This is a genomic window from Staphylococcus sp. GDY8P45P, from assembly GCF_017892745.1.
GTDB classification, from domain to species: Bacteria; Bacillota; Bacilli; order Staphylococcales; family Staphylococcaceae; genus Staphylococcus; species Staphylococcus cohnii.
In genome coordinates, this window is the sequence record NZ_JAESLS010000006.1 from 613,454 (window position 1) to 638,525 (window position 25,072).

Consider the following 25,072-nt stretch of genomic DNA (forward strand, 5'->3'; position numbering starts at 1 on the left):
CCTAATTTCTTAAATGTTTTCGTTGCAATTTACCTGTTGATGTATAAGGTAATTCTGTTACATGTTTAAAATATTTGGGGATTTTATACTTCGCTATATGCGTTTTAAAATGTGCCAATAATTCTTCATTTGATAATTCTGTTTTTGAAACATAATATAAATAAGGTACTTCTCCCCATGTACTGTCATGTTCCCCAATACACATTGCATCAATAATTGATGCATGAAGTTTTGCCACAGATTCTATTTGATATGGATATATATTTTCGCCACCGCTAATGATTAAATCTTTTCGTCTGTCATAAATCATTACATAACCATCTTCATCAATTTCTGCAATATCTCCCGTTTTAAAATAGCCATTTTCAAAAGTATCCATTAAATTCTCAGGATATAGATACCCATTCATAACATTTTCACCCTTGATAAGCAGTTCTCCATGTCCTTGATTGTTAGGGTCTTTTATTTTAACAAAAACATTTTCACTTGGTTTTCCGACAGTATCATATCGCTTAGCTAACATATTTGGTGATGCTGTTAAAAATTGAGAGCACGTTTCAGTCATTCCGAATGAATTATAAATCGGCAATTCTGATTTCAAAGCATTTTCAATTAATGTACTAGAAAGTTTAGACCCACCCAACAATATCTTTTGTATATTAAATGGTTGATCCAAACCTTCATCAATTAACCATTTTAAAGTTTGCGGAACCAATGACACATGTGTCGGTAATTCTTTTTGGATTATTTCAAGAATTACTTGTGAATTGAACTTCGCTGCAATACGTACTGTAAAACCTTCCATAAGCGCTCTTAGTATGACACTTAAACCAGATATATGGTAAATAGGTAACACAGATAACCATTTTGTGTCTTGATCAAATCCTAAACTTTCTTTACAGCCAACTGCACTTGCATAATGATTGCTAAATGTTTGAGGAACTGCTTTTTGTGGTCCAGTTGTTCCAGATGTAAACATAATTGAAGCAATTCGATCCAAATTGAATATAGCCTCATACGTGTTGTCAGAAACCTCTTTTTTTAATTCATTAAAGTCAATTATGGCTATATCTTGTAACATTAAATTGTTAGTAGTAATAACTGTATCGGTTTCAATAGAGTATAACTGATTTTGCATTTCTTCTTTGGTTAAACGCGTGTTTAGCATCACTATTTCTACACCTGCTAGCCACAACGCATTAATCAAAGTAATAGATTCAATTTGATTTTCTATATATATACCTATACGTTTTTTTTTCAATTGTTTTATTTGATAAGCTAATCTACTTGCCTCGTAATACATTGAAGCAAAGGTAATTTTATTGGTACCATCATCAATAAATATTTTATCTCCATTTTGTTTTGCTTGTGTTTTCAACCAAAATTCCAATCTGTCATTCCTCCATCTCATTGACTATTATAACGTTTTTACTCTGTTTTAACAGTGTTGATGCATCTTCTTGTGTGTTTAACCTAAATTGTAGTGAACGAATTATAAGCTATTAAAATTTATAAATTCAAATAAATACTTAGTAGTGAGCTTAAAGCATAAACAAAAGTTAACGAAAAAGTAACTTATTTTATCGTATAAGCAAAAAAAATAACAAAACATAAAATTGAGCTATATACAAAAAAGCAAAATCTTAAAAATTGAATAAGTGCATGACTATGAGAAGCCAAAAATTCGTGTTTTGTAACCTACTGATAATACAAAACTAATATTCACACTAATTGATATCAAATCATGTATAAAATTGTGATAATTTATATTGTATACCACAAATTATGATGATATGATAATGAAAACGAATTCATTTTCAGATAATAACAAATGCTTAAACATAACTTTCTCTACGAAAGCACTTTTCAATATCTTATTGCAATCATCCATTGTGGGTTCGAATCCCTCACTCTCCGTTTACTTAAATCTTGTTAAATGAAAAGGAAAAGTAAGCGTTTTTAATTTTATATATGATGAAGGAGTTAAAATAAAATGAAATTTATTAAATACGAAATTGAGCAAGGCTTATATTATGACTTAATAACAATATATGCAAAAACAAACAAAAATACCCCGTTTCATTTCACTTTTTCAGAGAGCCATACTCTAAAAGAAGTAAAAGATAAATTAGAAGACATTGCAATTAAAATTGATAAACCATAATACTTGGTATCATTAATCATCTAATAAAGAAACGGCACTCCCCTTTTTGAAAAAAGAACGTGGCTAAACAACGATTTATAATCTATCAATAACAAAATAATAATACTAGAAGGCCTTGCGCCACATGTAATACAGCGTTTATTGGTCAACGCTTTGGTTAGTGGCGTAGTATTGTATTTTTTGTGGTCATCTTGACCATGAAATGGCCAAAATATTAGTAGCCTATGCAAAATAAAAACACCGTAACCCTAATATATCAAAGGTTACGGTGTTTTAGAAAAACTCAAATTATGTAATTAACGGAGAGTGAGGGATTCGAACCCTCGAGACGCTTGTGGCGCCTACACACTTTCCAGGCGTGCTCCTTCGGCCAACTCGGACAACTCTCCAATATAGAATTAAAAAAACAGAAGCGATATTTCACTTCTGTTTGTATGACCCCGACGGGACTCGAACCCGTGTTACCGCCGTGAAAGGGCGGTGTCTTAACCGCTTGACCACGGGGCCATGGCTCCACAGGTAGGACTCGAACCTACGACCGATCGGTTAACAGCCGATAGCTCTACCACTGAGCTACTGTGGATTAATTTGAATGGAGCGGGTGATGGGAATCGAACCCACAACATCAGCTTGGAAGGCTGAGGTTTTGCCATTAAACTACACCCGCTTGTTAACGATTATGGGGCGGTTGATGGGAATCGAACCCACGAATGTCGGAACCACAATCCGATGCGTTAACCACTTCGCCACAACCGCCAAAAATAAAATGGTTCAGGACAGAGTCGAACTGCCGACACATGGAGCTTCAATCCATTGCTCTACCAACTGAGCTACTGAACCCTAATGATAAAATCATAATGGCGGTCTCGACGGGAATCGAACCCGCGATCTCCTGCGTGACAGGCAGGCGTGTTAACCGCTACACTACGAGACCAAATTATGTAATTGCGGGAGGCGGATTCGAACCACCGACCTTCGGGTTATGAGCCCGACGAGCTACCGAACTGCTCCATCCCGCGTTAATATTATTAATGACGCCTACCAAATAAATATACCATAATGTCATTACAAAATCAACATTATTTTAAAATTAATTTACAAATAATTAATTGTTAATTAAAAATTAAATGTCATAATTGGTGGTTAAGCCCACCTCATTTCTGAATACTTATTTAGTATATAAACTTTTATTACTTTCGTCAATGCTTTCACTAAAGTATTTTGTGTAAAAATGGAATATAACTATAATATTATAATTTTAGTTGAGAAATGACACAAATTTATTTATTTTTATAGCTTGCCGAAGTTTATTCACCAGAATTGTTGGCAAGCTATAAAGAGTTATTCACTTTATAATTAAAATATGGAAATTATTTTTCTTGCTCTATGCGCGATGTTTATCACTATCCAATCTATTTACTCATAATACCCATCATTTTACTTTGCAAGTTTGTAAATGTAGTGAAACCGTCATCTTCCATGAAGTGTCCTCCAAAATCAGTGACTTTACACTTGCCATCTAACGCGTCCATTAAACGCTTTGTTTCTTTGTAAGAAACATGTTTATCATCTTTTGCACACAAACCATAAAATTCATTCACTTTTTCTTTAACTTTATCATAGTCGATTATTTTATCATCTAATTTTAACGACTCATCAATCTCTTGTGCATCCTCTTTAAACCCTGAAATACTAAATAAGCCTTCTATATTGCTTAAGTTTTTACTTTGGATAAATTCAAGTGATGCAATTGTACCAAAACCATGAGTTACAAAATAAGTATCTTGTTTACGGATATGAATTTGTTCATTCATAACATTAATCCATTTACGTATATCACTATTTTGTTCTTCAGGAATATTAAAAAGTGTAACTACATAACCTTCCAAGGTAAGATTATTTGCTAACCATTCATACCAGTGATTCGTTGAATCACCTAACTTTGAGTGTACTATTACTATATCTGTCATAAATCAGTCCCCCACTTTACAAATATTACTATTAAAGTATCTCATATATTTCACATGTATTGTAATTTTCATCTTAATAAAAAAAGCCATTTCTACAATAATTAAAAATTCTCAAGTAGAAAATGACTTTTTATTATTTATTTAAATTTCATTTAAAATCTCTTCCATTGCATCTTTACCTTGTTTTATGCAATCAGGTAACCCTACAGCTTCAAATGATGCACCGGTAATACGTAATTTAGGATAATTATTTCTAATATGTGATTGTATCGCTTTAATTTGTTCAATATGTCCTACTTGATATTGCGGCATACTTTTTGGCAAACGATTTACAATACTGAAATCAGGTGCACCTTTAAAGGTCATCATTTTACTCAAATCTTTTTTTACGATTTTCACGATTTCTTCGTCTGTGTGATCGTCAACTACAGTATCACCTGGTTTACCAACATAAGCTCTAATTAACACTTTACCTTCAGGTGTTGTAAATGGCCATTTCTTACTTGTCCATGTACAAGCTGTAATATTGGTATCACTTGTACGAGCAATAACGAATCCTGTGCCATCATAGTTATTGATAATATTTGTTTCGTCAAATGCAAGTACAACTGTTGCTACTGTAGTAGAATTCATGTTTTTAAAATAATCGAAAGCAGGATCATTACCAAACCATTGTAAGAATTTTTGATGTGGCGTTGTAACTAAAACACTATCATAAATATGCTTTTCGTTGTCTGTTTTTATTTCATATTTTTTCTGTGAAGCAGTAATATCGCGAACAGCGGTTTGATACTTAATATTAACACCTTTTGCTTCCAAATCGTCTTTTAAATGTTCTATAAATGAACTCAATCCATGTCTAAACTGTTTAAATTGTCCCTTAGGTGCACCTGGATAAAGTTCACGTTGTTTGATTCTTTGAGCTTTCTCATATCGCATTCCTTTAATAAGGCTTCCAAATTGTTCTTCTCTCTCTTTAAATTCAGGAAAAGTACTCATTAAACTGAGCTCATCGATATTTGTACCATAAATACCACCCATCAATGGTTCTATTAGATTTTCTAACACTTCGTCACCTAATCGTGTTCTAAAAAACTTACCTACCGACATATCGCTATTCATGTCTACTGTTTTTTTAAACAAATCCATTCCAGCTCTTAATTTACCCAACGGAGAAATTAATTTGGTTTTTAGAAATGGTTTGATGTCAGTCGGTATTCCTAATATGGAACCTCCAGGAATCGGATAGAGCTTGTTTTTGGCATATATATACGATTGCCCAGTTTTATTAGTAATGAGTTGATCTTCAAGCCCTATGTCTTTGGCTATATCTGTCATAATTTGTTTGCGTCCTAAATAGGATTCTGGACCTAATTCAATGGTATAACCTTCATTTCGGTATGTTTGAATTTTCCCGCCTACTCTATTAGAAGATTCATAAATTGTGACATCGATATCAGGTCGTTTAGATTTTATAAAATAAGCACTAGATAGACCAGTGATGCCTGCCCCAATAATTGCGATACGCTTAGTCAATGTAATTCACGCTTCCTTTAATAAACATTTTTTATTTCATCAACGATTGCACCAATAAATAGTGGATCTGTATTAGGCATTGCTGGACGGAAGTAATTAACTCCTAATTCATCACAAATTATTTTACATTCGTAATCATTATCGTATAGTACTTCCAAATGTTCACATACAAAGCCTACAGGTGTATAAATAAAGTTTTTATAATTATATTTTTCGTATAAATTTCTTGTTAAATCTTGAACATCAGGTCCTAACCAAGGTGTACCTGTATTACCTTCCGATTGCCATCCTTCAGCTACATGAGCGATGTTTGATTTAGCTTTTAATAATTCAGCAGTATCATGCAATTCGTTTGGATATGGGTCGTTATTTTTTTCTATAAGACCTTTGGGTAAACTGTGTGCTGATACAACTAAAACTGTCTCATCATGTTCCTCTTTTGGTATTTGCTCTAAAGTTTCATTTACCTTTTCAGTCCAATATTGGATAAATTTAGGTTGTTGGTAATAATGTTCAACATGTTTTAAAGTAATACCATATTTATCTGCTTCTTCTTGTGCACGTTTGTTATAAGCGCCCACTGAAAAACTAGAATAATGTGGTGCGAGTACTACAGTAACCGCTTCTTCTATGCCTTCTTTGTTCATAGCTTTTACAGCATCTTCGATAAATGGATGTATGTGTTTCAAGCCTATATATAACTTGAAATTAACATCTGTATACTGATTATTCAGCTCTGAACATAAAGCCTCAGCTTGTCGATTCGTAGTGCCTGCGAGCGGTGATAAACCACCAATAAATTTATATCTATCTTTTAAATCTTGTAATTCTGCTTCTGTAGGTTTTTTTCCATGTCTAATATCTGTGTAATAAGCTTCTATATCACTTTCTTTATAAGGTGTACCATAAGCCATTACTAATAAGCCTACTGTTTTTGCCATTTTAAAATCATCCTTTTATTTAAATTTTTTAGATGTAGATGACATAATTAATTGTAAATCTTGCTCACTATATTTATGTCTAACTATCTTTGTGTATATTCGTGAACAAATGTAGTAATTCTTTTTAAAGTTTCAGGTTTAACTTGTGGAAAAACACCATGACCTAAATTAAATATATGTTTACCATGAGCTAAACCTTGATCTAAAATAGGTTTTAATCTTGCTTCTATAACTTCCCAAGGTGCTAACAGTAAAGAAGGATCTAAATTTCCTTGTAAGGTTTTAGTTATATTTAAATCATTAGCTTCCTTAATAGATAGTCTCCAATCTAAACCTAATACATCTATTGGTAAATCATTCCATTCATGTACTAAATGACTTGCACCTACACCAAATAAAATAACTGGCACATCATGTTTCGCTTTAATTCCATTAATCAACTTTTTCATTGCTGGCTTTATATAATATCTATAATCATGTACGTTTAATGCACCAACCCAAGAATCAAATACTTGGATAATTTCTGCACCAGCTTCTATTTGGGCAGTCGTATAAGTGATGGACATATCAACTAAATGATCCATAAGTGCGAACCATGTTGCTTCATCACTATACATCATCGCCTTTGTAAAATTATAATTCTTAGAAGGACCACCTTCAATCATATAGCTTGCTAATGTAAATGGAGCACCTGTAAAACCTATCAATGGCACATTTAATTTTTCTTCAGTTAACAATTTTATTGTATCTAATACATATGGAACGTCTCGTTTTGGATCAATTTCCCCTAATTTTTCAACATCTTGAATAGTTTTAATCGGATTATGAATTACTGGACCTATCCCAGACTTAATTTCTACATCAACGCCTATCGGTTGCAACGGTGTCATGATGTCTTTATATAAAACCGCGGCATCCGTATTATAGTTATCTACTGGTAAATGTGTTACATATGCACATAATTCTGGTTGATGTGTAATTTCAAATAAAGAGTATTGCTCTTTCAATTTTCTATATTCAGGCTGAGACCTACCAGCTTGACGCATAAACCACACAGGTGTGTGTTTAACTTCTTTGCCCTTAATCATATCTAGGATTGTATTATTTTTATTATGCACCTTGTAATCCTCCTACATTATAATCATTCTTATTAATATTACCATATCCATTAATTTACCGTATTCAATGTATAGAAATGTCATAAAAATGACAAAGTGTGTCACTTTATGATCTTAATTATTTGACTATTGTTTTCTATCAGAAATCAATTATAATACTGTTAAAGTCTATTTTACATTTATTTGAAATATTAGAAGTATATATAGTAAATTATAATAGTTATCCAATGTTTCTTAAACAATTCAAGGGGGAAAATTTATGAAAATATACGCATCTTACGGTACATTTGGTTATTTGAATCAAATTAAGCTAAATAATCCGACACATAATCTATTACAATTTTCAGCTTCTGACTCTTCAGTCATTATAGAAGAAACAGAAGGTGAAACTGTTTTAAAACATCCGTTAGCTTATGACATCATTAAATCTGAAGGGAACTTAGATGAAAATTACTTCTATTCTGTTATTTTCATACCAACATCAGAAGATCATGCTTATCAATTAGAAAAGAAATTAGAAAATGTAACAACTGATTTTAAACAATTTGCAGGTTACAGAAGTTATCGTTTTTTAAAACCAAATCAAGGGTTAACATACAAAATTTATTTTGGCTTTAATAGTCGTACAGACTATGAAGATTTCAAAGCCTCTACTGTCTTCCAAGACAACTTTGATAAACTTGCACTAAGTCAATTCTTTGGTTCTAGTGGTCAACATTCTAGTTATTTTGAAAGATATTTATTCCCAATTGATGACTATTAAATAAAAATCGCTACTCAAAATTAGCATTAAGCTAAAACTTGAGTAGCGATTTTTTAATCTGTTAGCAAACTTTCTTGATATTTTAGTTTTTTAGTTATATTTCTAATCGTCAACCACCCTACAAGAAAGAATATCAATCCAAAGAAACTATATTGTGGGAGAATAATAGCAAAAGTAACAATAAATACCACGCCTATAAAACACATTAATCTATTTAAAAATTGTTCATACCCTTTTATCACTTTACTATCAGATACCGGCCAAACTTGAGGCCATAAACCATATGCTTGTTGTGTATAAAATTGAGACATTTGTAACAAAATAATATACATAAACAGGCTACCAATTAATAAAATTACGATGACTTGATGTAACCATATCATCATAACTAAAGCTATAATAATCAAGCGTAATATAATATTAAATGCGTCTTTACCTCTAGCAAAACTTCTAATAAATAAATAAAGATACATATAGTTGTCATTAAATTTTTTAGGTTTCGGTTTCCACAATAACGGATCTAAATAACTTCTCCTTACTGCTTTCTCTTCTAATTGTTTTACATCCGTAAACATATTTACAAATTTATAATAATTCATATGATGTTGTTGTTCTGTATTAATCATATGCTCCCATGGGAACAAATAGTCTTTGTTTAAATATCTTATTAACAGAGTAAGAGCAACAAGTATAATAACTGAAAAAATACTTGAGATATTTTTAGGATCTAAGGCTACATAATAACCAGATGTAAATATCACAAACAAAATGCTAAATAATGACCAACGTTCAAGTCGAAATTTATACCACTGCCATTTTAATAATAAACCTAGGAGCGGGAATATAATTGCTAGTCCAGCAAAGATAATATAAAATCCAAACGTTTGGTTATTAAGCACATAAAATAATGGAAATAATATAATAATTAATAATATTTGTATAGGTAATCTAGTAACAAAACTATACATCAAACTTTTTTTCATATATTCAAACATATGTTTTTCAAATGGCAAGAGAAATAATTTATCTGCATCTTTCAATAAAGTCCTAATTGGGAACATAGAAGTAATGGCTGTGATTATACTAGCAATTAATGGATAATTAATATGTTTAGGTATTGATTTCAACCAATCTCCATAGCCTAAAATAAATGCACCTAATAAAATCACAAGAAATACGGAAAAATGACCATTAAATATAAACTTATTATAATAACTTTTCTCCTTTGTAATTTCTTGTTTCCTTAAATCAAATAATTGTTTAGCTTCATGTCTCATGAGTTCTGGCCACCTTGAGTAACATGTATATAGATTTCATCTAAAGTTTTACCACTTAGCCCTGTTTGTTCTCTTAATTCATCTATATTACCGAATGCCACGATTTGACCTTTGTCCATTATTAAAAATCTGTCACAATATTTTTCAGCAGTTGCCAAAATATGTGTACTCATCAATACAGTTCTATTTTCTTCTTTTTTTTCAACCATTAAATCAAGCATAGATTGAATACCTAAAGGATCTAAACCTAAAAATGGTTCATCAATGATATATAGTTCTGGATCTACAATAAATGCACAAATAATCATTACTTTTTGTTTCATACCTTTAGAAAAATGACTTGGAAATATATCTAACTCATTTTCTAACCTAAATGTTTTTAATAATGGATTTGCTCTTTTCATAGCTTCTTCTTTATCAATATTATACGCCATTGCAGTCATGTTAATATGTTCTTGTAACGTTAATTCATCGTATATTACTGGTGCTTCTGGAATATATGATAATTTTCGTCTATAAGTTTCTACGTCTTTTTTGATATTAATATCTGAAATTGTTAACTGCCCTTCCATAGGCGTTAATAAACCTAACATATGTTTAATAGTAGTACTCTTCCCAGCACCATTTAAACCTATCAAACCAACAATTTCTCCTTTTCTCAATTCAAAATTTATATCTTTAATCACAGGTCTTTTGCCATATCCACCTGTTAAATGCTCTACTTTTACTGTCATAAGGCACCTCCACAAATAGTATTGTATCAAAAATCAAACATTGTTCATAAAGTTACTGCAAAAAATGACGGAAATTAATCAGTAATGCTATAATGGTTATTAAATATCTGACAAGGAGTGAAGATTTATGTCTGAAACAATCTTTAGTAAAATAATAAATGGTGAGATTCCTAGTTATAAAGTATATGAAGATGAATATGTTTATGCATTTTTAGACATCTCTCAAGTGACTAAAGGTCATACTTTATTAGTTCCTAAAAAAATCTCTGCAAATATCTTTGAAACAGATAGTGAAACAATGAAACATATAGGTGTTGCTTTACCTAAAGTAGCAAACGCAATTAAAAACGCATTTAACCCTGATGGTCTAAATATTATACAAAATAATGGTGAATTTGCCGATCAATCTGTCTTCCATTTACATTTCCACTTATTACCAAGATATGAAAATGAAGTAGATGGTTTTGGTTATAAATGGGAAACACATGAAGAAAGCATAGACGATGATCAGAAGAAAAAAATTGCACAAGAAATTGCAGCTCAATTTAATTAATTATGCTTAGCTGATATGATTTAGGGTATATTAAAATTATTAATGGCTCAGAAATTTTAGAAATGAGGAGAATTTTTATGAAAACAGCTCAATTATTACTAGGTCTTGGTGCTGGTGTTGCAACTGGAATTGGTGTTGCATTAATGAATCGTGATAAGAAAAATTCAAACCAATACGTGACAGAAGCGCGTAAGCCTACAGGTGCTGAATCTGAATTTGATAGAGAAATCAATACAATAAAACAAAACGTCAATGATATTGTAAATTACATTGCTCAAATCAAGTCCGAAAGTACTGAAATTGGAAGCACTATCGGTGATGAAGTAAAAACGATGATTGGCGATTTCAAATCTGATATCGATCCTAATATTGAAAATTTGCAATCTCATATTGAGAATTTACAAAATCGTGGCGAAGAAATTTCAAAAGCCTTTGAAAAAGATAAATAATAAGTTTGGTTAAATAAGAGTTATGACTTAGTTTTCAAAAGAGTTATAACTCTTTTATTTTTTATAATAGATTCTTTAAGCATTTGAAATAATACTAATTCATAACTAAATTTTTAGTCTCATAAGTTTCTTTGCTCAAGTACTATAATGTTCAACCAGTGTGTTTCTAAATAATCTTTCAAACTCTAAAACTAGCATAAAGTTAAACTTGACGATTGTAGTAATACGTTAGATAATACGAAAGTATATTCAATATATTTTAAAAGGAGTATGATTGCGTAATGTATTTATGTACACGTCAAATAGATATTAACGCTCGTTTTGGCATACCTAGAATTGCTTTCCTTAGTTTTGCTACTACAATTATTACATTTTTAATTGCATACGAACTATTATACTTCTTTTCAAATACCAAGTTAACAGATGATCACTTTTTGATATTTTTAATTTTAGTGGTACTTTTGTACCCATTGCATAAATTAATCCATTTATTATTTTTCTATCCCTATCGTAAATCATTTAAAAAATATAAATTAGTAAAACGTAAACCTGTGCCATTTTATAATGTGTATGTAAATACACCAGTTAATAAATATTACTTTTGTTTTGATTTAATCACGCCTGCTTTATTTATTACAATTATCTGTGGTTATATAAGTACTTTAATTCCGCAATATGGTCATTATTTGATGTTTTTAATTGCTTTAAATTTAGGCTATTCGGTCATGGATTTTCTTTATTTAAAAATTATATTATTTTCAAATGAAGGCGCTTATGTTGAAGAACATCAAACAGGTATTAATATTTTAAATAAAGTATCCCCACAATGGAATAATGAACTTGATTAAGCAAACAGCAATGTTTGCTTTTCAGACTGTCGTCAAAGTATCCGACTTTGTTGGCAGTTTTTTTATGCACGCTTTCCACATAAAAAGCTTACAACTATAGTCGTATATATTGGGTTTCTAATTGGTGAAAACGACTTTATATGTTATATTTACGTTGTTATTCTTACAAAAGGAGTTCCCAAACATGAAAACATTTAAAAAAGTTATAATTCCTGTTACTGCCAGTGCATTACTATTAGGTGCTTGTGGTAATAGTGCTACAGATTCTAAAGAAGATACAATCATTTCATCAAAAGCTGGCGATGTTAAAGTTGAAGATGTAATGAATAAAATGGGCGATGAGCAAGTTGCAAATACGTCTTTTTCAATTTTATTAAATAAATTGTTAGCAGATAAGTATAAAGATAAAATAGATACTAAAGATATTGATAAAGAGGTTGAGAAAGAACAGAAGCAATATGGTGGTAAAGATCAATTTGAAAGTATGTTGAAACAACAAAAAATGTCACTTAGTGACTATAAAGAGCAGAAAAAATTACAATCTTATCAAAAAGCACTACTAAATGATAAAGTGGATATTTCTGATAAAGAAATCAAAGAATCTACGAAAAAAGGTTCACATATCTTAATTAAAGTTAAAGAGAATAAAGATGACAAAGAAGGTTTATCAGATAAAGATGCGAAAGCAAAAGCAGAAAAAATCCAAAAACAAGTATCAGAAAATCCTGATAAGTTTGGAGAAATTGCCAAAAAAGAATCCATGGATAAATCTTCAGCTAAAAAAGATGGTAGCTTAGGCTATGTTATCAAAGGACAAATGGAAAAAGATTTTGAAAAAGCACTATTCAAACTTAAAGAAGGCGACGTTTCAAAAGTAGTTAAAACGGATTATGGTTATCATATTATTAAAGCAGATAAAGAAAATGACTTTGATAAAGAAAAAGGTAAGCTAAAATCACAATTAATCCAACAAAAAGTACAAAAAAGTCCTAAATTATTAACAGACGCTTATAAAGAATTGTTAGATGAATACAAAGTAGATTATAAAGATCGAGATATCAAAAAAGCTATCGAAGATTCCATTCTAGATCCAGATAAAATCAAACAACAACAACAGCAGCAACAACAACAGCAAGCGATGCAACAAGGTGGAGCTGGTATGACCTCTGGACAATAAAATCATATCTCAAAACATAGATAAGGCAAATGCTATTATAGATAGCATTTGCCTTATTTTTTCAATGAAACGTACTCATATTTCTTAATTAGGTACATAATTGATACGATAGTATTTTATTTTTTGTATTAATATTCAACATATGATAAATACATGTTTAAACTACTGAGGCTAAGCCAAATTATCCCATGAATAAAAAACTGTTGACTCATCCCTACTACAATAAGTTACATGTAAGTTTTCACGGTCTGAACCGAATGAGTTTACATGTAAAAAGGACTAGTCCATGCAAAATTGGATTAGTCCTTTTTAAGAATTTATTTTTTTAACGTATATTATTTTTTGTTTAATCCAATGATGTTGGATTGTAAAATTGTCTACCCTCAAGTCCAAATATACGTTCAGTAAATTGACCTTTTGGTGTTTTTTTATATGCTTTTTCAAACATATTCATTTTTGCATCAATATTATCGATGAAATATAAAATTTCCGCTTCTTTCATATGTGGTAGTTTTGGAGAGCCAAATTCCATTTTTCCATGATGCGCTAATATCATATGACGTAGTAATAATACCTCTTCGCCTTCTATTTTTAATTCTCGAGCAGCATCTGCTACTTCATCACTTGCTATAGAAATGTGACCTAATAAATTGCCTTCAACTGTATATGTTGTTGCAACAGGGCCACTTAATTCTTTAACTTTACCAAGGTCATGTAAAATAATAGAACTATATAACAAACTACGGTTTAACAGTGGATATATATCACAAATAGATTTTGCGACACGTAACATTGTTAATACGTGATAACTTAACCCACTTGAAAAATTATGATGATGTGTACTTGCTGCAGGGAATGTAAAAAATTCCGTTTGATATTTGCGCAATAAATGTCTTGTAATACGTTGTAAATTTGCATTTTCAATTTCCAAAATATAATGTGAGACTTCTTCTTTGATTTCTTCTGGTGTCAGCGGGGCGCCATCTACGAAATCATGTATGTTTAAATCTGCTTCATCTGAAGCTAATTTAATTTTATTAATTTTCATCTGTTTACGCCCACGATAATTTATAACATCACCAATTACGTGTACAATTTTTTCTGGTTCTAGCACGCGCATATCTTCCTTAGTAGCAGTCCATAATTTGGCTTCTATGTCTCCACTTTTATCTTGAAGATATATCGTCATATAGTCTTTCCCTTGAGCAGTCACACCTTGTGTCGCTTTATGAATCAAGAAATAGTGATCAACTGAATCTCCAGGATTTAATTTTTCTACATTTCTCATTATTTACCGCCTTCCTCAGGTTTATTCAAAGTAATAATTTGTTTTGAAGGCACACTTGTATCCTTGACACATGTAAAGTATAAAATTTGATAATCATTAGGCATTTGTCTTAGATAATTCATCATCGTTTCTTTTCTATGTTTATCAAAATGTACAAATGCATCATCAATAATTACAGGGAATGGATAGTAAGGTTTTAATGTTTTAATTAAACTTAAACGCAATGCGATATATAGTATTTCTTTAGTAGACTGGCTTAATTCAATTGGTTCGTACATTTGACCATTCACTTGTTTTACCATTAAATCTTCATTCGCATAAGTAACTTGTACATAATTTCCATTTGTCAAATGTGCAAAGATCTCTGTTGCTTCATTTATCACTTGTGGTAAACGCTTGTCTTTAATTTGTTTAATATGTCCTTCCACTAAAGATTGTAAGTAGCTGAGACTTGCCCAATCTTTCGCTTCATCGTTCACTCTATTTTTCAAAATATGGAACTTATGACGTAAATCCGCTAGTGTCTTATCTGTTTCCATATCCGTGATTTTAGCGTTTAAATCACTGACTTCTGATTGCATTTCTAAATATTGGTCATTATAATTATCTACTTGTCTTTCCAACACTTCATCTTCTTCAGATAATTGTGCATATGTTTTTTGGCTTAACATGGAACTAGCTTCGTAATTATAATTTTGGTTTTCCAGATATTTTGTTAAATCATTAAAACGATTTAATTGTTGGTGATAAGCTCGGTATTGTGCATGTTGATAATAATATGATTCTTCATCATTTGCACTTACAAAGTTAAATAATTGTGAAATCACATTACTATTCTCATTTAAACGATGTTTAAGTTGTGATAATTCACTTTCTATTAAAGCGATTTGTTCTTGATTCCTATTCCATTTATCTAAATTCGTTGTTTCTTCTTTTAACCATTGATTTACATCATGAAATAAAGATAGCGTGTTAAAAGTCGTAAATTGATTTTGAGTTACTGCTTTGGCATGTTCATAAAATGTATTTAATGCTTGTTGTAACTCAATTTTTTGATCGTTCAATTCAACCGTATGATTGTCATAATCCTTAATTTTATTCATCGTCGCAATACTATCAATAATGAGTTCGTCTGAAATTTTATCAGATAAATGTAATTCATCTTTAATTTGGTTAATCTCATTATCTGATTTTGAATATTGGTGCTGAGCCGCTTCTAAATTAGAAGATAAATAATTTGCTTTTTTATCTAAAGCTTCTTTCGTTTTAATAGCATTATGAAATTGTTCGCGAATCCTATTTTGATCATCTAAATCAAAATCCAAATTATAATTAGCTTCTAAATCATTTATTTGGTGTTGCAAATCTTCAATTTCATTAGAAAATGTTTCACTATGTCCAATCTCTTTTGATTTAACTAAAAATATTCCTACGATAAATATAAGAGAAAGTATTGCAAATACAATACCAAAGACTAAATTAGCAGAAATAAATGAAAAGACTGTTAATCCAATACCAACAACCGCTAATATAATCAAAGCAAATCGGAAAATATTCTGCTTGCGTTCATTTTCTTGTTGTTCTTTATCAAACGCTTCTTTCATTTTTTGATATAAATTATTCTTCTCTTGAAGTTCAAACACACGATTGTTATATTGCTTTTTCTTTTCATAATTTTCATCAGACACAATATCTTTTTCTAATGCATCCATCTCAGTTTGATTTGTTTCTTTATCAATTTTATTTTCTTCAATATTGCGTTCTAATTGTTGAATAAAAGCAGTCTGTTCTTGTTTATTTTTAATTTGATTACTTACGTGACTCTTCATTGCCTCTGAACTGTCTACTTCATGGTATACATCTTGCCATCCAATATTAGACTTTAAGCCTGATTTTTCACGTTCTTTATCTTGAATTTCTTTTTCAACTGATTTTAATTCGTATTCTTTTTGTTTAATTTCATTTTCTTGTTGCTGTATATGGTTAAAAGCATCTAAATCAGATTGCTTAGGGACATTGATTTTTTCGTTTTCACTTTTCAAGTGTGCTAATCGCTCTTCTCTTAAACCAATATCTCTTTTTAAATTTTGCGTTTGAATTTTTGCAGATTCATAGCGATCAATACCTTGTTCAGGAAATGTGACAGGTTCGATATTTAATTGCGTTTCTAGCGTTTTCCACTCTTGTGTTTGTTCATGTAAAGCTAATTCTTTTTGTTTACGGTCATGCATTTTAGACAGTTGATTTAAATTTTGTTTCAAATTTTCTAAACGTCGATCAGCTTTATCTTTATCATCTACTAAGCGTTTATAAGAGGATAGCTTTTCTTCTTCTTCTCGAATTTGACGCTCTAATGACTTCAATTCTTCAAGTTGTTGATTAATCATTGGATTTCTACCATTTTTCTTATACAACATTTCTTTTTTATCATTCAAAATTTCACGCATGCTAGTAAATTCTGTTGATCCTAATGCACCAGCCTGAAGTAAATAGTTTTGTAATTGCGTTTCATCCATATTTTTATGAATATTTTGTAGACCTAATACATCAAATGAAAATATACCTTGGTATGTACGTTTTGAGATAAAATTAAGTTCTTTTTTTAACCAGCTTTCATCTTTGATGGCGCCGTTTGGTAGATAAACTTTAACGTCTCCAGTTGCTGCACCTTTGATACGTTCAATTTCTATCAAAGAACCATCATCTTGAATCAATGTAAGTTTTCCGCCATATTGATTACCTAAACGTGGTTCTAGTCGTGGTTCATTTTCTTTCTTAGTTGGAAAACCGAATAGGATAGAATGTATAAATGCCTGTATCGTAGACTTTCCTGACTCATTTTCTCCATATATTTCTGTGAAATGTTCATCAAATTGAATGGTTCTTTGAATAAATCTACCATAACCATATATATCTAATGATTTAATCTTCATTTTATTCCCCCCTCATATCTGATTTTAATAATAATTCCGCTCGCTTAATTAATTCACGACGATCAAAATCATCATAATTTTCTAGGTATTTGGAAGCTTTTGGATTAAGATATAAATCATTCATAGCTTGCTCATAAACTGAATTATCTTCAATCAAATCTGGTGAAAATTCTTTAACAAGAGTCGTTTTATCATCATCTTTATTCTTTATTTTTAAATCTTCTATAAACACAAAATTATGCTCATTTTCTTCATATTCGCTAATCATTTCATGTACTTGCATTAAATCTTGATCAGAAATAATTTCGTCTGAATTGACATGTACTACTAATTGATAAATTGCTTTACCGTGAGCTCTAACTTGTGATTTAAAGTCTTGTATTGCGTCAAACAAACCTTGTTTTGAAGTCATGTCTGTATCTATTTCAGCTTTCTCAAAACGAATAAACTGGGTTGGCACAAATTTAGCATTTAGATGTAAATCATCTCCCTCTATTAATAGGCAGCCTTTTTCTCCAGTTTCTTTGAAATGACGACCTTGAATATTACCAGGATAATGAATTTGAGGCATATCACTTAGTTGTTGTCGCTCGTGTATATGACCAAGTGCCCAATAATGATAAAGTTTATTGTTTAAATCTTCCAATCTAAATTCCGTATAACGGTCTTTTGTGTTCGTTTTGCTATATGTACCATGTAAAATACCTATATGGATACCTTTTTGGCCTTGGCTTGATGGATAAGCATCAAGCTTATTTTCGTAACTCGCTTCATTTTGATAGCTGAAACCGTGTAAATATATTTCTTCGCCATTTTTGGTAATTGTTTGATATGTTTCTACATTTTCAGAAAAAACAGAAACGTTCTCTGGCCATTCAGTACCTATAGATGAAGAAAGCGGATCATGATTACCATGACAAAGATAAACAAATATTTGTTCTTTTGATAGTCGTTCAAATTGCTCTTTTAAGAACACTTCAGCACGGAGTGTTCTATTATGACTATCAAATAAATCCCCTGCTATAATCATAAAATCTACTTCTTCATTTAACGCTAAATCCACGATTTTTTTAAAACTTTCATATGCGCTTTTTTGCATATCTTCAAATATCGATTGACTTAAGTAGCTTCTAGACTTAAATGGACTATCTAAATGTAAATCTGCACAATGAATAAATTTAACCATATAGTTATAGTTCTCCTTTATTTAAAGGTTTTTATAAAAAGCATGAAAACTAGGCATTTATTTTGAGATTTAAAAAACTCTACTAATACCTATGTACATGCTAATACCTTGTATCTCTTTATTTTACCACACCGACTATTGTACAGTCGATAAAACAAAAAAGCTGAAACATAAATAAATGTCTCAGCTTGAAATTCAATATTAACCATGGTTCATTGAATAAAAAATGAACTATTATCCAGCAATTAAAGAACTCATTTATCGGAATCAATTCTTTTGTATATCACTTCTCAATATATTGAGTTTATCATACATATGCTTGAATAAAAGTTCATATATTTCTTTCAATTATGGTTGTGGCCATGTATTGATTTCAAAAATCAATTTTTACATAGCAACACATTAAATATTTTTAACTTTTTATAAAAACTTTAGATTATTTTTAAAAATAAACATTCTGATTAATTAGTCAGCGTAAATTTCATCTAAAGGTTTAACAATGATTTGATTAATTTCTTGGAATACTTGGCTCATGTTTTGCTCAGCAGCCATTAATTCTGAAATGTTAGAATCATTTTCGATTTTTTGTGCTTGTTCTTGAGCTTTTTGTAATTCCTCTTCACCAATTTCTTCACCTTGCATTTGTTTTTGTTGGAAGTTTAATTGTGTTTCACGGAATTCATCAAAAAGTGCTTTTGATTCATCATTTTCTTTTACTTTAGCATAAGCTTTTTGAATTGCTTGATATTCATCACTTTCTCTTAAAGCTTGTTCTAATTGATTTGCATGATCGTATAAATTTACTGCCACTGTGCTTCACTCCTTTATTTGTATATGTGTTATAACCACATCGATATTACAATAACATAATTTAATATGTTATACAAAAATTGCAATCACACCTTGTAATAAACCTATGATGCCGCCTAATAAAAAGCCTAAAAGCATAATTAATTTCAACTCTTTATTTGCGATATCTATGATTAAGCGTTCAATATATGCTAAATCAAATGAATTTATCTGTTCTTCAACCATTTGTCTTAGGTTGATTTTTTTCATGATTGGAGAAATATGTTTAGAACCTTTATCAATAATCAATTCTGTAAGTTGTTTTGAAATTTTTGTTTCTAAGAATGTTATAAATTCTGGCATTACTTCTTTCAGTGGTCGATTCGATATATTATCTATGTTTGCATAGTTCATAAGTAAATCAGCAACCGTTACCTTAAGCGAATCGAATTGATCTTCATTGATGATTTCTACTAACGTTTTTGATTTAAATGTTGCGTATTCATTTTCAATAATCTGCTTTGCAATTGCTTTAGCTTTAGGATGATTTGTTAATCTAATCAATTCATGTTGTATTCGATCTGCAATGCTTTCTCTAGTCATAAACATCTGTAGCAAACCTACGATTTTACCTTTCTCATTAAAGAAAGTATCTAACATTGATGCTATATCAGCTGTGCCTTTTTCTGATTTAAGATAGACGCGTGCACGTTCAAACAATAATTCAGGTACTCCATCTACCTTTGCATCAATATTTTTTTCAATATCTGAAGGAATCATTTGTTTTATAGGAGTTTCTTTATGTTCAGCATAATATTGTTCTAATTTATTATTGATAACCGAATACATTTTATCATTAGTAACCTGTACAACATCAACATCTAAACTTTTCGTCAACGATTGAATCGTCACATGGTCTGTTTTTAATTTTTGAATCTGTTTTAAGATTAATGATTCGATTGCTTCTCTTGATTTAGGTGCATTTAATTTTGACTTAATTAATGTTTCAGTCAATAGGTGTTCTTCAATAACTTGTCCAATTTTATCTGCAATTTCTGCTCTTCTTTTAGGTATTAACCCAGGTGTAAAAGGAATACGTTTATTAAAAATATAGTAAGTTTTAAACGGATGAAATAACATTCTTACAGCAATTACATTTGTGACGCCACCTATTATTGCTCCAATAATCATCATCGCTATAATTATTAAAAAAGCGTGCATAGTTAATTCTCCTTCAAATAAAATTTGTTATAAACTGAAGGTACATTCATATCAGTCATTTTTACATTGTATAACATATATCAAAAAAATGTGTATACTATTTGTTATTTTTTAAAAACAAAATTGCTTGGCAGCAATAATTATGAGTATATTCAATTTGTATTAGTATAAATTCAAAAATAAAAAAAGAGCGATTTAGAAATCAATCAACATTTGATTTCCCGTGTTCGCTCTTACAATGATGTATTCTTTTTTATCATAGGTCAAAAACTGTATCAACTTGCCTATTAAGTTCAGTTCATTTGTTCATGACCGATTTCAATTAAACTTTAGTGACTAAACCATTCAATATATAAGCTATAACTTTATTAGTTAATGTTATAAATAATGATTCTTCTATCACAAAATGCATTTATTTATACGTGCATTAATTCTTCTTTAGAAACTCTACCAAAATATGTTTCAGCTTCTCTTAATTTAGAAGTACCAAAAATAGGTTGTGTTTCCTGATTTAGTACACGGTAGATATCACTTACTTTATTGCTTTGTAGAATATAGCCGTTACGAGTATCAACTGTGTTCCAATATATATCACTAGTTGTAGAATGATTTGGATACGCACAATGGTTACGTGAAATTGTTTGTACCATTTCTAATGGATCGCAACCGAAAGTACTATTTAGAACATCAGAATCTCTAAATAATGCACAAATTGACACACATGTTGTCCAGTTGGGCAATACTCTCTCTTTTTCAATTTGTACTAGTGTCTTTTTTGAAAGACCAATCGTTTGTGCCATTGTATCTTGCGTGTAACCTGCTTCAATACGCACCATTTTAAATTTTGTTTGAATTAAATCTGTAAAACTCTGTCTATCCATTACTTTAATCTACCTTTCATAAAAGAATATTTTATCCGGACACAAGAAATTGCAATAATACACGTTTCTTGAAACACAAATTACATCTTAATACAATTTGCGATAAAATAAAAGAGCGAAATGATATTTTCGTTGTTTTTTGTTATTTGCGAAATTATCTAAATAATCAATCTTATATCCTATAATTAACTTAAACACTTATACCACTTTTATTGTAAGCGCATAACAAGCATGAAATGTGATTATATTTTTTACTTATTACTCTTTTGATATAAAAACACTATTCATTATTATATCTTAATTTTTACTTTTTGGCATATACTTTGCCTTAAACAATTGAAAATGATCATTTATTTACTTTTTTCAGAATTTTCATTATAATCAGGGTTACTTTAATAATTGAGGTGTAAAAGATGACAGAGAAATATATTTTACTTGCAACTTGTACAGATAAAGTCGGTATTACTTCATTAATTACTAATAAAATTGCTCAATATCATTCTAATATTCTACATTTAGATCATTTTACAGAATACGACCATTCACCAAAATCTACAGGTCAATTATATTTGAGATTAGAATTTGAAAATGTACCATCATTGAAAGAAGATTTAGAAACAACGTTGCAAACACATCAAATAGATTTTAAACTCTTTGACAATCAACAACATACAAAAATAGCACTTTTTGTTTCTAAGGAAGATCATGCTTTCAACGAAATTTTATTACGTGTTAACAGAAATGAATTGCCTGCCGAAATTGTGTGTATCGTTAGTAATCACGAAAACAATAGACAATTCGCAGAAACACTTCATATCCCTTTTTATTACATACCGAGCAACGAAGATAAAGAAATCGTAGAAAGAAAAATACTAGATGTTTGTTCTGAGCATCAAGTTGAACTCATCGTGTTAGCAAAATATATGCAAATACTATCCGATTATTTTGTCAGTCACTATCCAAATCAAATCATCAATATTCATCACTCATTCCTACCGTCATTTATAGGAGCAAATCCTTATAAACAAGCATGGGAACGCGGTGTCAAATTAGTTGGAGCAACAAGTCATTATGTTACTTCTGACCTGGATGAAGGTCCAATCATAGATCAAGACGTTATCCGAATTAATCATCGGTACAATGTACAAGATTTACGTAAAATTGGTCGGCATGTTGAATCAAGTGTGTTAGCTCAAGCTGTAGAATATCATGTGCTTCATAAGGTGATTGTGACTGCGAATAGTAAGACAATTGTTTTTAATTAATATTCATAAAAAACCTGAAATAGCTTTTTGCGCTGAACATAATTTGTGGGAATAAAATAAAAACACTTCTGTTGAATTCATTTAAAATGAAAAATACGGAGGTGTTTTTTTCTATGAAAGGAGTTGCTTACTCATTAGAAATGAAAATGAAGGTTACAGTTCAAGCGAAATTATGGAAACATTAAACATTAGAAAAAGTTCACAAGTGAAAACTTGGTGGAAATGATAAAACCCATAGATTCTACCAACAAGTTGGTAAACAATATTTATATGGTAAGGATATTGGATAATTAAATAATGAAGAAAAGTTAAGAATATAAAACAGAGGCAAAAAGCTGAAATTGATGTTTTAAAAAGTACAAGGAATTGGAAAGGAAGTTGAGCCAAAATAATTATACAAGTCGTTGAAGCATTGAACTTAAGATATTCAATTAAACTAGTATTAAAATTATTTAATATTTCAAAATCAACTTATTATCGTTAGAAACACAAATGTGATGAAGTTAATTCAACTACTTAAGAGATTAACTCTATTCGTCAAATTTATCACAGTATAAATAAAAGCACTTATAAATTAATATAAGCGCCTAAATCAACTTTAGTTAGAATGTTGATTATTATCTTTTTTAAAATTATATATGCATGATGCAATACCTAAGCCAAATACTAAAATTATAAGAATATATACTGAATAATTATCTGTTTGTATATAAAACTTAAATAAAGCAAAGCTTAAAAATGCAACAATGAAATAAACTGGTATGAATTTTTTAGACCAAAATATAGAATTTTCCATATCAATTCTCCTAATAATTATTTAGAAACAAGATGCAGCAGCTCCAGTAGCAGCTCCAGAAACGCCACCTACTATTCCACCAGCAACCGTACCAATTCCAGGTACCGCTGAACCGACTCCTGCTCCACCTAGTCCACCAGTGCCTGTTCCACCAGCTGTGCCTAGAGTACATTTAGCCCATCCTTCTTTTTGGTTCTTACCTAAAACTTGGATATCATATCCATCTTTTGTTTCTTTTTATTTTAATACTACGTCTTTATCATCTTTATCTTTTGCTTCTGTAGGTAACTTTTCAGTTTTACCATTCTGATCTTTTAAAGTTACTACGCCATTGTCATTTTGAGTACTTGTAACCCCGTCACTTTATTTAATATGCAATGCGCTTTCGGTAGGCTGACTTAATTTAACATTATCTTTACTTATCCCTAATCCTACTATAATGATAAATAAAAACCACTTTCTATTATGTCACAATAATATTACAAAATCATTGCAACTTGGATACAACACTATCAGAAAAGTCTGAAAGTAAAAAGGTTTATTGAAAATCCTTTCAATTTTTATTTATCTAATCATTTATATTTATTATTTTCATTAATATAAATGGCAATTATCTAAACTTAAGTTGTTCTGTATGTGGGCTTTAGCAACTTTAATTTCATAATCTTCAATCATTAATTGTGATGTATTCATACCTTAGATATTACTTATTTACCTTAAAGCAAATAAAAGTACCTAATGGATGTCTATTTCATAGCAATTAATTAAGTGTGTATACATCATATGAATATTATAAATTATGCGAAGAAAAAATCATTACCCGAAGCATGTCCCCCCAGGGAATTCCAGCTGATAATGCCTTAATCGAATGTTTCCATTCCCCGCTAAAGTGTGAAACGTTATATTAAACAACGGGCTTAATAACTCTAATTAAATTGTAATAGATATTGTCGAAAATCACTTTCAAAACTACTATGTTTAGCTTTTTCTATTAAATCTTAATTAATTATACACTTTTAAAACTGTTCTATAACAGACCTATAACATACCTTAAGTGTATTACTTTTTAATACAGATTCCAAAAGCTTTCACATTTTAGATTAAAATTATTCAAAAACTTTGTGATTTTTTTAACAAAACAAATGATATAATTATTGTGAAAAAAATAACATACTTTTGGAGG

Annotated in this window: 21 protein-coding genes, 8 tRNA genes and 1 pseudogene; 8 read left to right on the forward strand and 22 right to left on the reverse strand. The window is 30.2% G+C overall.

Features of this window, described 5'->3' with window-relative positions; translation table 11 throughout:
* Position 1 precedes the first annotated feature (1 nt).
* On the reverse strand, positions 2 to 1,390 hold the full coding sequence (gene menE, locus KA873_RS07640; protein ID WP_107505288.1) for an o-succinylbenzoate--CoA ligase: 1,389 nt from the start codon (positions 1,388 to 1,390) through the stop codon (positions 2 to 4).
* A gap of 603 nt (positions 1,391 to 1,993) precedes the next feature.
* Between menE and KA873_RS07645 the strand changes: the two genes are divergently transcribed.
* A complete protein-coding gene (locus KA873_RS07645) occupies positions 1,994 to 2,164 on the forward strand; it encodes a hypothetical protein (protein ID WP_181187705.1) in 171 nt (56 codons plus the stop codon).
* A gap of 300 nt (positions 2,165 to 2,464) precedes the next feature.
* On the opposite strand, the gene KA873_RS07650 is transcribed toward KA873_RS07645, so the two are convergent.
* The 12 genes from KA873_RS07650 to hemE form a co-directional block, all read right to left on the reverse strand.
* A tRNA-Ser gene (locus KA873_RS07650) sits at positions 2,465 to 2,553 on the reverse strand.
* 46 nt (positions 2,554 to 2,599) lie between these two features.
* Positions 2,600 to 2,671: transfer RNA gene (locus KA873_RS07655), tRNA-Glu, on the reverse strand.
* A 1-nt stretch (position 2,672) separates the two neighbouring features.
* Positions 2,673 to 2,747 (reverse strand) — tRNA-Asn (locus KA873_RS07660).
* Positions 2,748 to 2,757: 10 nt separating this feature from the next.
* A tRNA-Gly gene (locus KA873_RS07665) sits at positions 2,758 to 2,831 on the reverse strand.
* 13 nt (positions 2,832 to 2,844) lie between these two features.
* Positions 2,845 to 2,920 (reverse strand) — tRNA-His (locus tag KA873_RS07670).
* Positions 2,921 to 2,931: 11 nt separating this feature from the next.
* Positions 2,932 to 3,004 (reverse strand) — tRNA-Phe (locus KA873_RS07675).
* A gap of 18 nt (positions 3,005 to 3,022) precedes the next feature.
* Positions 3,023 to 3,098, reverse strand: a tRNA-Asp gene (locus KA873_RS07680).
* A gap of 11 nt (positions 3,099 to 3,109) precedes the next feature.
* Positions 3,110 to 3,183 (reverse strand) — tRNA-Met (locus KA873_RS07685).
* Positions 3,184 to 3,576: 393 nt separating this feature from the next.
* A complete protein-coding gene (locus tag KA873_RS07690) occupies positions 3,577 to 4,134 on the reverse strand; it encodes an alpha/beta hydrolase (protein ID WP_107385218.1) in 558 nt (185 codons plus the stop codon).
* A 141-nt stretch (positions 4,135 to 4,275) separates the two neighbouring features.
* Entirely contained in the window at positions 4,276 to 5,670 is a 1,395-nt protein-coding gene (gene hemY, locus KA873_RS07695; protein ID WP_210140204.1) for a protoporphyrinogen oxidase, read from the reverse strand.
* 17 nt (positions 5,671 to 5,687) lie between these two features.
* Positions 5,688 to 6,611, reverse strand: coding sequence for a ferrochelatase (hemH, locus tag KA873_RS07700; protein WP_107505345.1), 924 nt, complete (start codon positions 6,609 to 6,611; stop codon positions 5,688 to 5,690).
* Between the two features lie 83 nt (positions 6,612 to 6,694).
* Complete coding sequence (gene hemE / locus KA873_RS07705) at positions 6,695 to 7,729, reverse strand: uroporphyrinogen decarboxylase (protein WP_107505344.1); 1,035 nt, start codon at positions 7,727 to 7,729, stop codon at positions 6,695 to 6,697.
* A 259-nt stretch (positions 7,730 to 7,988) separates the two neighbouring features.
* Here hemE and KA873_RS07710 point away from each other — a divergent pair, with 259 nt between their 5' ends.
* Positions 7,989 to 8,492 carry a signal transduction protein TRAP gene (locus tag KA873_RS07710; RefSeq protein ID WP_107385222.1) on the forward strand — a complete coding sequence of 168 codons (504 nt, stop codon included), beginning with the start codon at positions 7,989 to 7,991 and terminating at the stop codon, positions 8,490 to 8,492.
* Between the two features lie 53 nt (positions 8,493 to 8,545).
* On the opposite strand, the gene ecsB is transcribed toward KA873_RS07710, so the two are convergent.
* Together ecsB and ecsA are read right to left on the reverse strand one after the other, a co-directional pair.
* Positions 8,546 to 9,769 carry an ABC transporter permease EcsB gene (gene ecsB / locus KA873_RS07715; RefSeq protein ID WP_107505313.1) on the reverse strand — a complete coding sequence of 408 codons (1,224 nt, stop codon included), beginning with the start codon at positions 9,767 to 9,769 and terminating at the stop codon, positions 8,546 to 8,548.
* On the reverse strand, positions 9,766 to 10,503 hold the full coding sequence (ecsA, locus tag KA873_RS07720; RefSeq protein ID WP_107505312.1) for an ABC transporter ATP-binding protein EcsA: 738 nt from the start codon (positions 10,501 to 10,503) through the stop codon (positions 9,766 to 9,768). The genes ecsB and ecsA overlap by 4 nt, the downstream gene beginning before the upstream one ends.
* 127 nt (positions 10,504 to 10,630) lie before the next feature.
* Between ecsA and KA873_RS07725 the strand changes: the two genes are divergently transcribed.
* From KA873_RS07725 to prsA, 4 genes are all read left to right on the forward strand, one after another.
* Positions 10,631 to 11,056: an HIT family protein gene (locus tag KA873_RS07725; protein ID WP_119517911.1), complete on the forward strand. Its 426-nt coding sequence runs from the start codon at positions 10,631 to 10,633 to the stop codon at positions 11,054 to 11,056.
* Positions 11,057 to 11,133: 77 nt separating this feature from the next.
* A complete protein-coding gene (locus tag KA873_RS07730; protein ID WP_107505310.1) occupies positions 11,134 to 11,505 on the forward strand; it encodes a YtxH domain-containing protein in 372 nt (123 codons plus the stop codon).
* 281 nt (positions 11,506 to 11,786) lie between these two features.
* Positions 11,787 to 12,353, forward strand: a complete 567-nt coding sequence (locus tag KA873_RS07735; RefSeq protein ID WP_107505309.1) for a DUF3267 domain-containing protein — start codon at positions 11,787 to 11,789, stop codon at positions 12,351 to 12,353.
* A gap of 184 nt (positions 12,354 to 12,537) precedes the next feature.
* Positions 12,538 to 13,530, forward strand: coding sequence for a peptidylprolyl isomerase PrsA (gene prsA / locus KA873_RS07740; protein ID WP_019468046.1), 993 nt, complete (start codon positions 12,538 to 12,540; stop codon positions 13,528 to 13,530).
* 346 nt (positions 13,531 to 13,876) lie between these two features.
* Here the strand turns inward: prsA and yhaM are convergent, their stop codons facing one another.
* From yhaM to xdrA, 6 genes are all read right to left on the reverse strand, one after another.
* On the reverse strand, positions 13,877 to 14,818 hold the full coding sequence (gene yhaM, locus KA873_RS07745) for a 3'-5' exoribonuclease YhaM (protein ID WP_107385246.1): 942 nt from the start codon (positions 14,816 to 14,818) through the stop codon (positions 13,877 to 13,879).
* Positions 14,818 to 17,751 carry an ATP-binding protein gene (locus KA873_RS07750; protein ID WP_107386061.1) on the reverse strand — a complete coding sequence of 978 codons (2,934 nt, stop codon included), beginning with the start codon at positions 17,749 to 17,751 and terminating at the stop codon, positions 14,818 to 14,820. Before KA873_RS07750 ends, yhaM begins: the two co-directional genes overlap by 1 nt.
* 1 nt (position 17,752) lies before the next feature.
* Complete coding sequence (locus tag KA873_RS07755; RefSeq protein WP_107385247.1) at positions 17,753 to 18,937, reverse strand: metallophosphoesterase family protein; 1,185 nt, start codon at positions 18,935 to 18,937, stop codon at positions 17,753 to 17,755.
* A gap of 465 nt (positions 18,938 to 19,402) precedes the next feature.
* Positions 19,403 to 19,747 (reverse strand): YlbF/YmcA family competence regulator, encoded by a 345-nt coding sequence (locus KA873_RS07760; protein WP_019468127.1) that lies wholly within the window; start codon positions 19,745 to 19,747, stop codon positions 19,403 to 19,405.
* Positions 19,748 to 19,816: 69 nt separating this feature from the next.
* Positions 19,817 to 20,947: a DUF445 domain-containing protein gene (locus KA873_RS07765; protein WP_107505357.1), complete on the reverse strand. Its 1,131-nt coding sequence runs from the start codon at positions 20,945 to 20,947 to the stop codon at positions 19,817 to 19,819.
* Positions 20,948 to 21,363: 416 nt separating this feature from the next.
* Positions 21,364 to 21,828, reverse strand: coding sequence for an XRE family transcriptional regulator XdrA (gene xdrA, locus KA873_RS07770; protein WP_019468125.1), 465 nt, complete (start codon positions 21,826 to 21,828; stop codon positions 21,364 to 21,366).
* A gap of 413 nt (positions 21,829 to 22,241) precedes the next feature.
* On the opposite strand from xdrA, the gene purU reads away from it, so the two are divergent.
* Positions 22,242 to 23,093, forward strand: coding sequence for a formyltetrahydrofolate deformylase (purU, locus tag KA873_RS07775; RefSeq protein ID WP_107505412.1), 852 nt, complete (start codon positions 22,242 to 22,244; stop codon positions 23,091 to 23,093).
* A 598-nt stretch (positions 23,094 to 23,691) separates the two neighbouring features.
* Here purU and KA873_RS07780 read toward each other — a convergent pair.
* Positions 23,692 to 23,889 (reverse strand): hypothetical protein, encoded by a 198-nt coding sequence (locus KA873_RS07780; RefSeq protein ID WP_107384716.1) that lies wholly within the window; start codon positions 23,887 to 23,889, stop codon positions 23,692 to 23,694.
* A 707-nt stretch (positions 23,890 to 24,596) separates the two neighbouring features.
* Between KA873_RS07780 and KA873_RS13765 the strand changes: the two are divergent.
* A pseudogene (locus KA873_RS13765) lies at positions 24,597 to 24,794 on the forward strand (IS3-like element ISLmo1 family transposase); the annotation flags it as partial.
* Positions 24,795 to 25,072 lie beyond the last annotated feature (278 nt).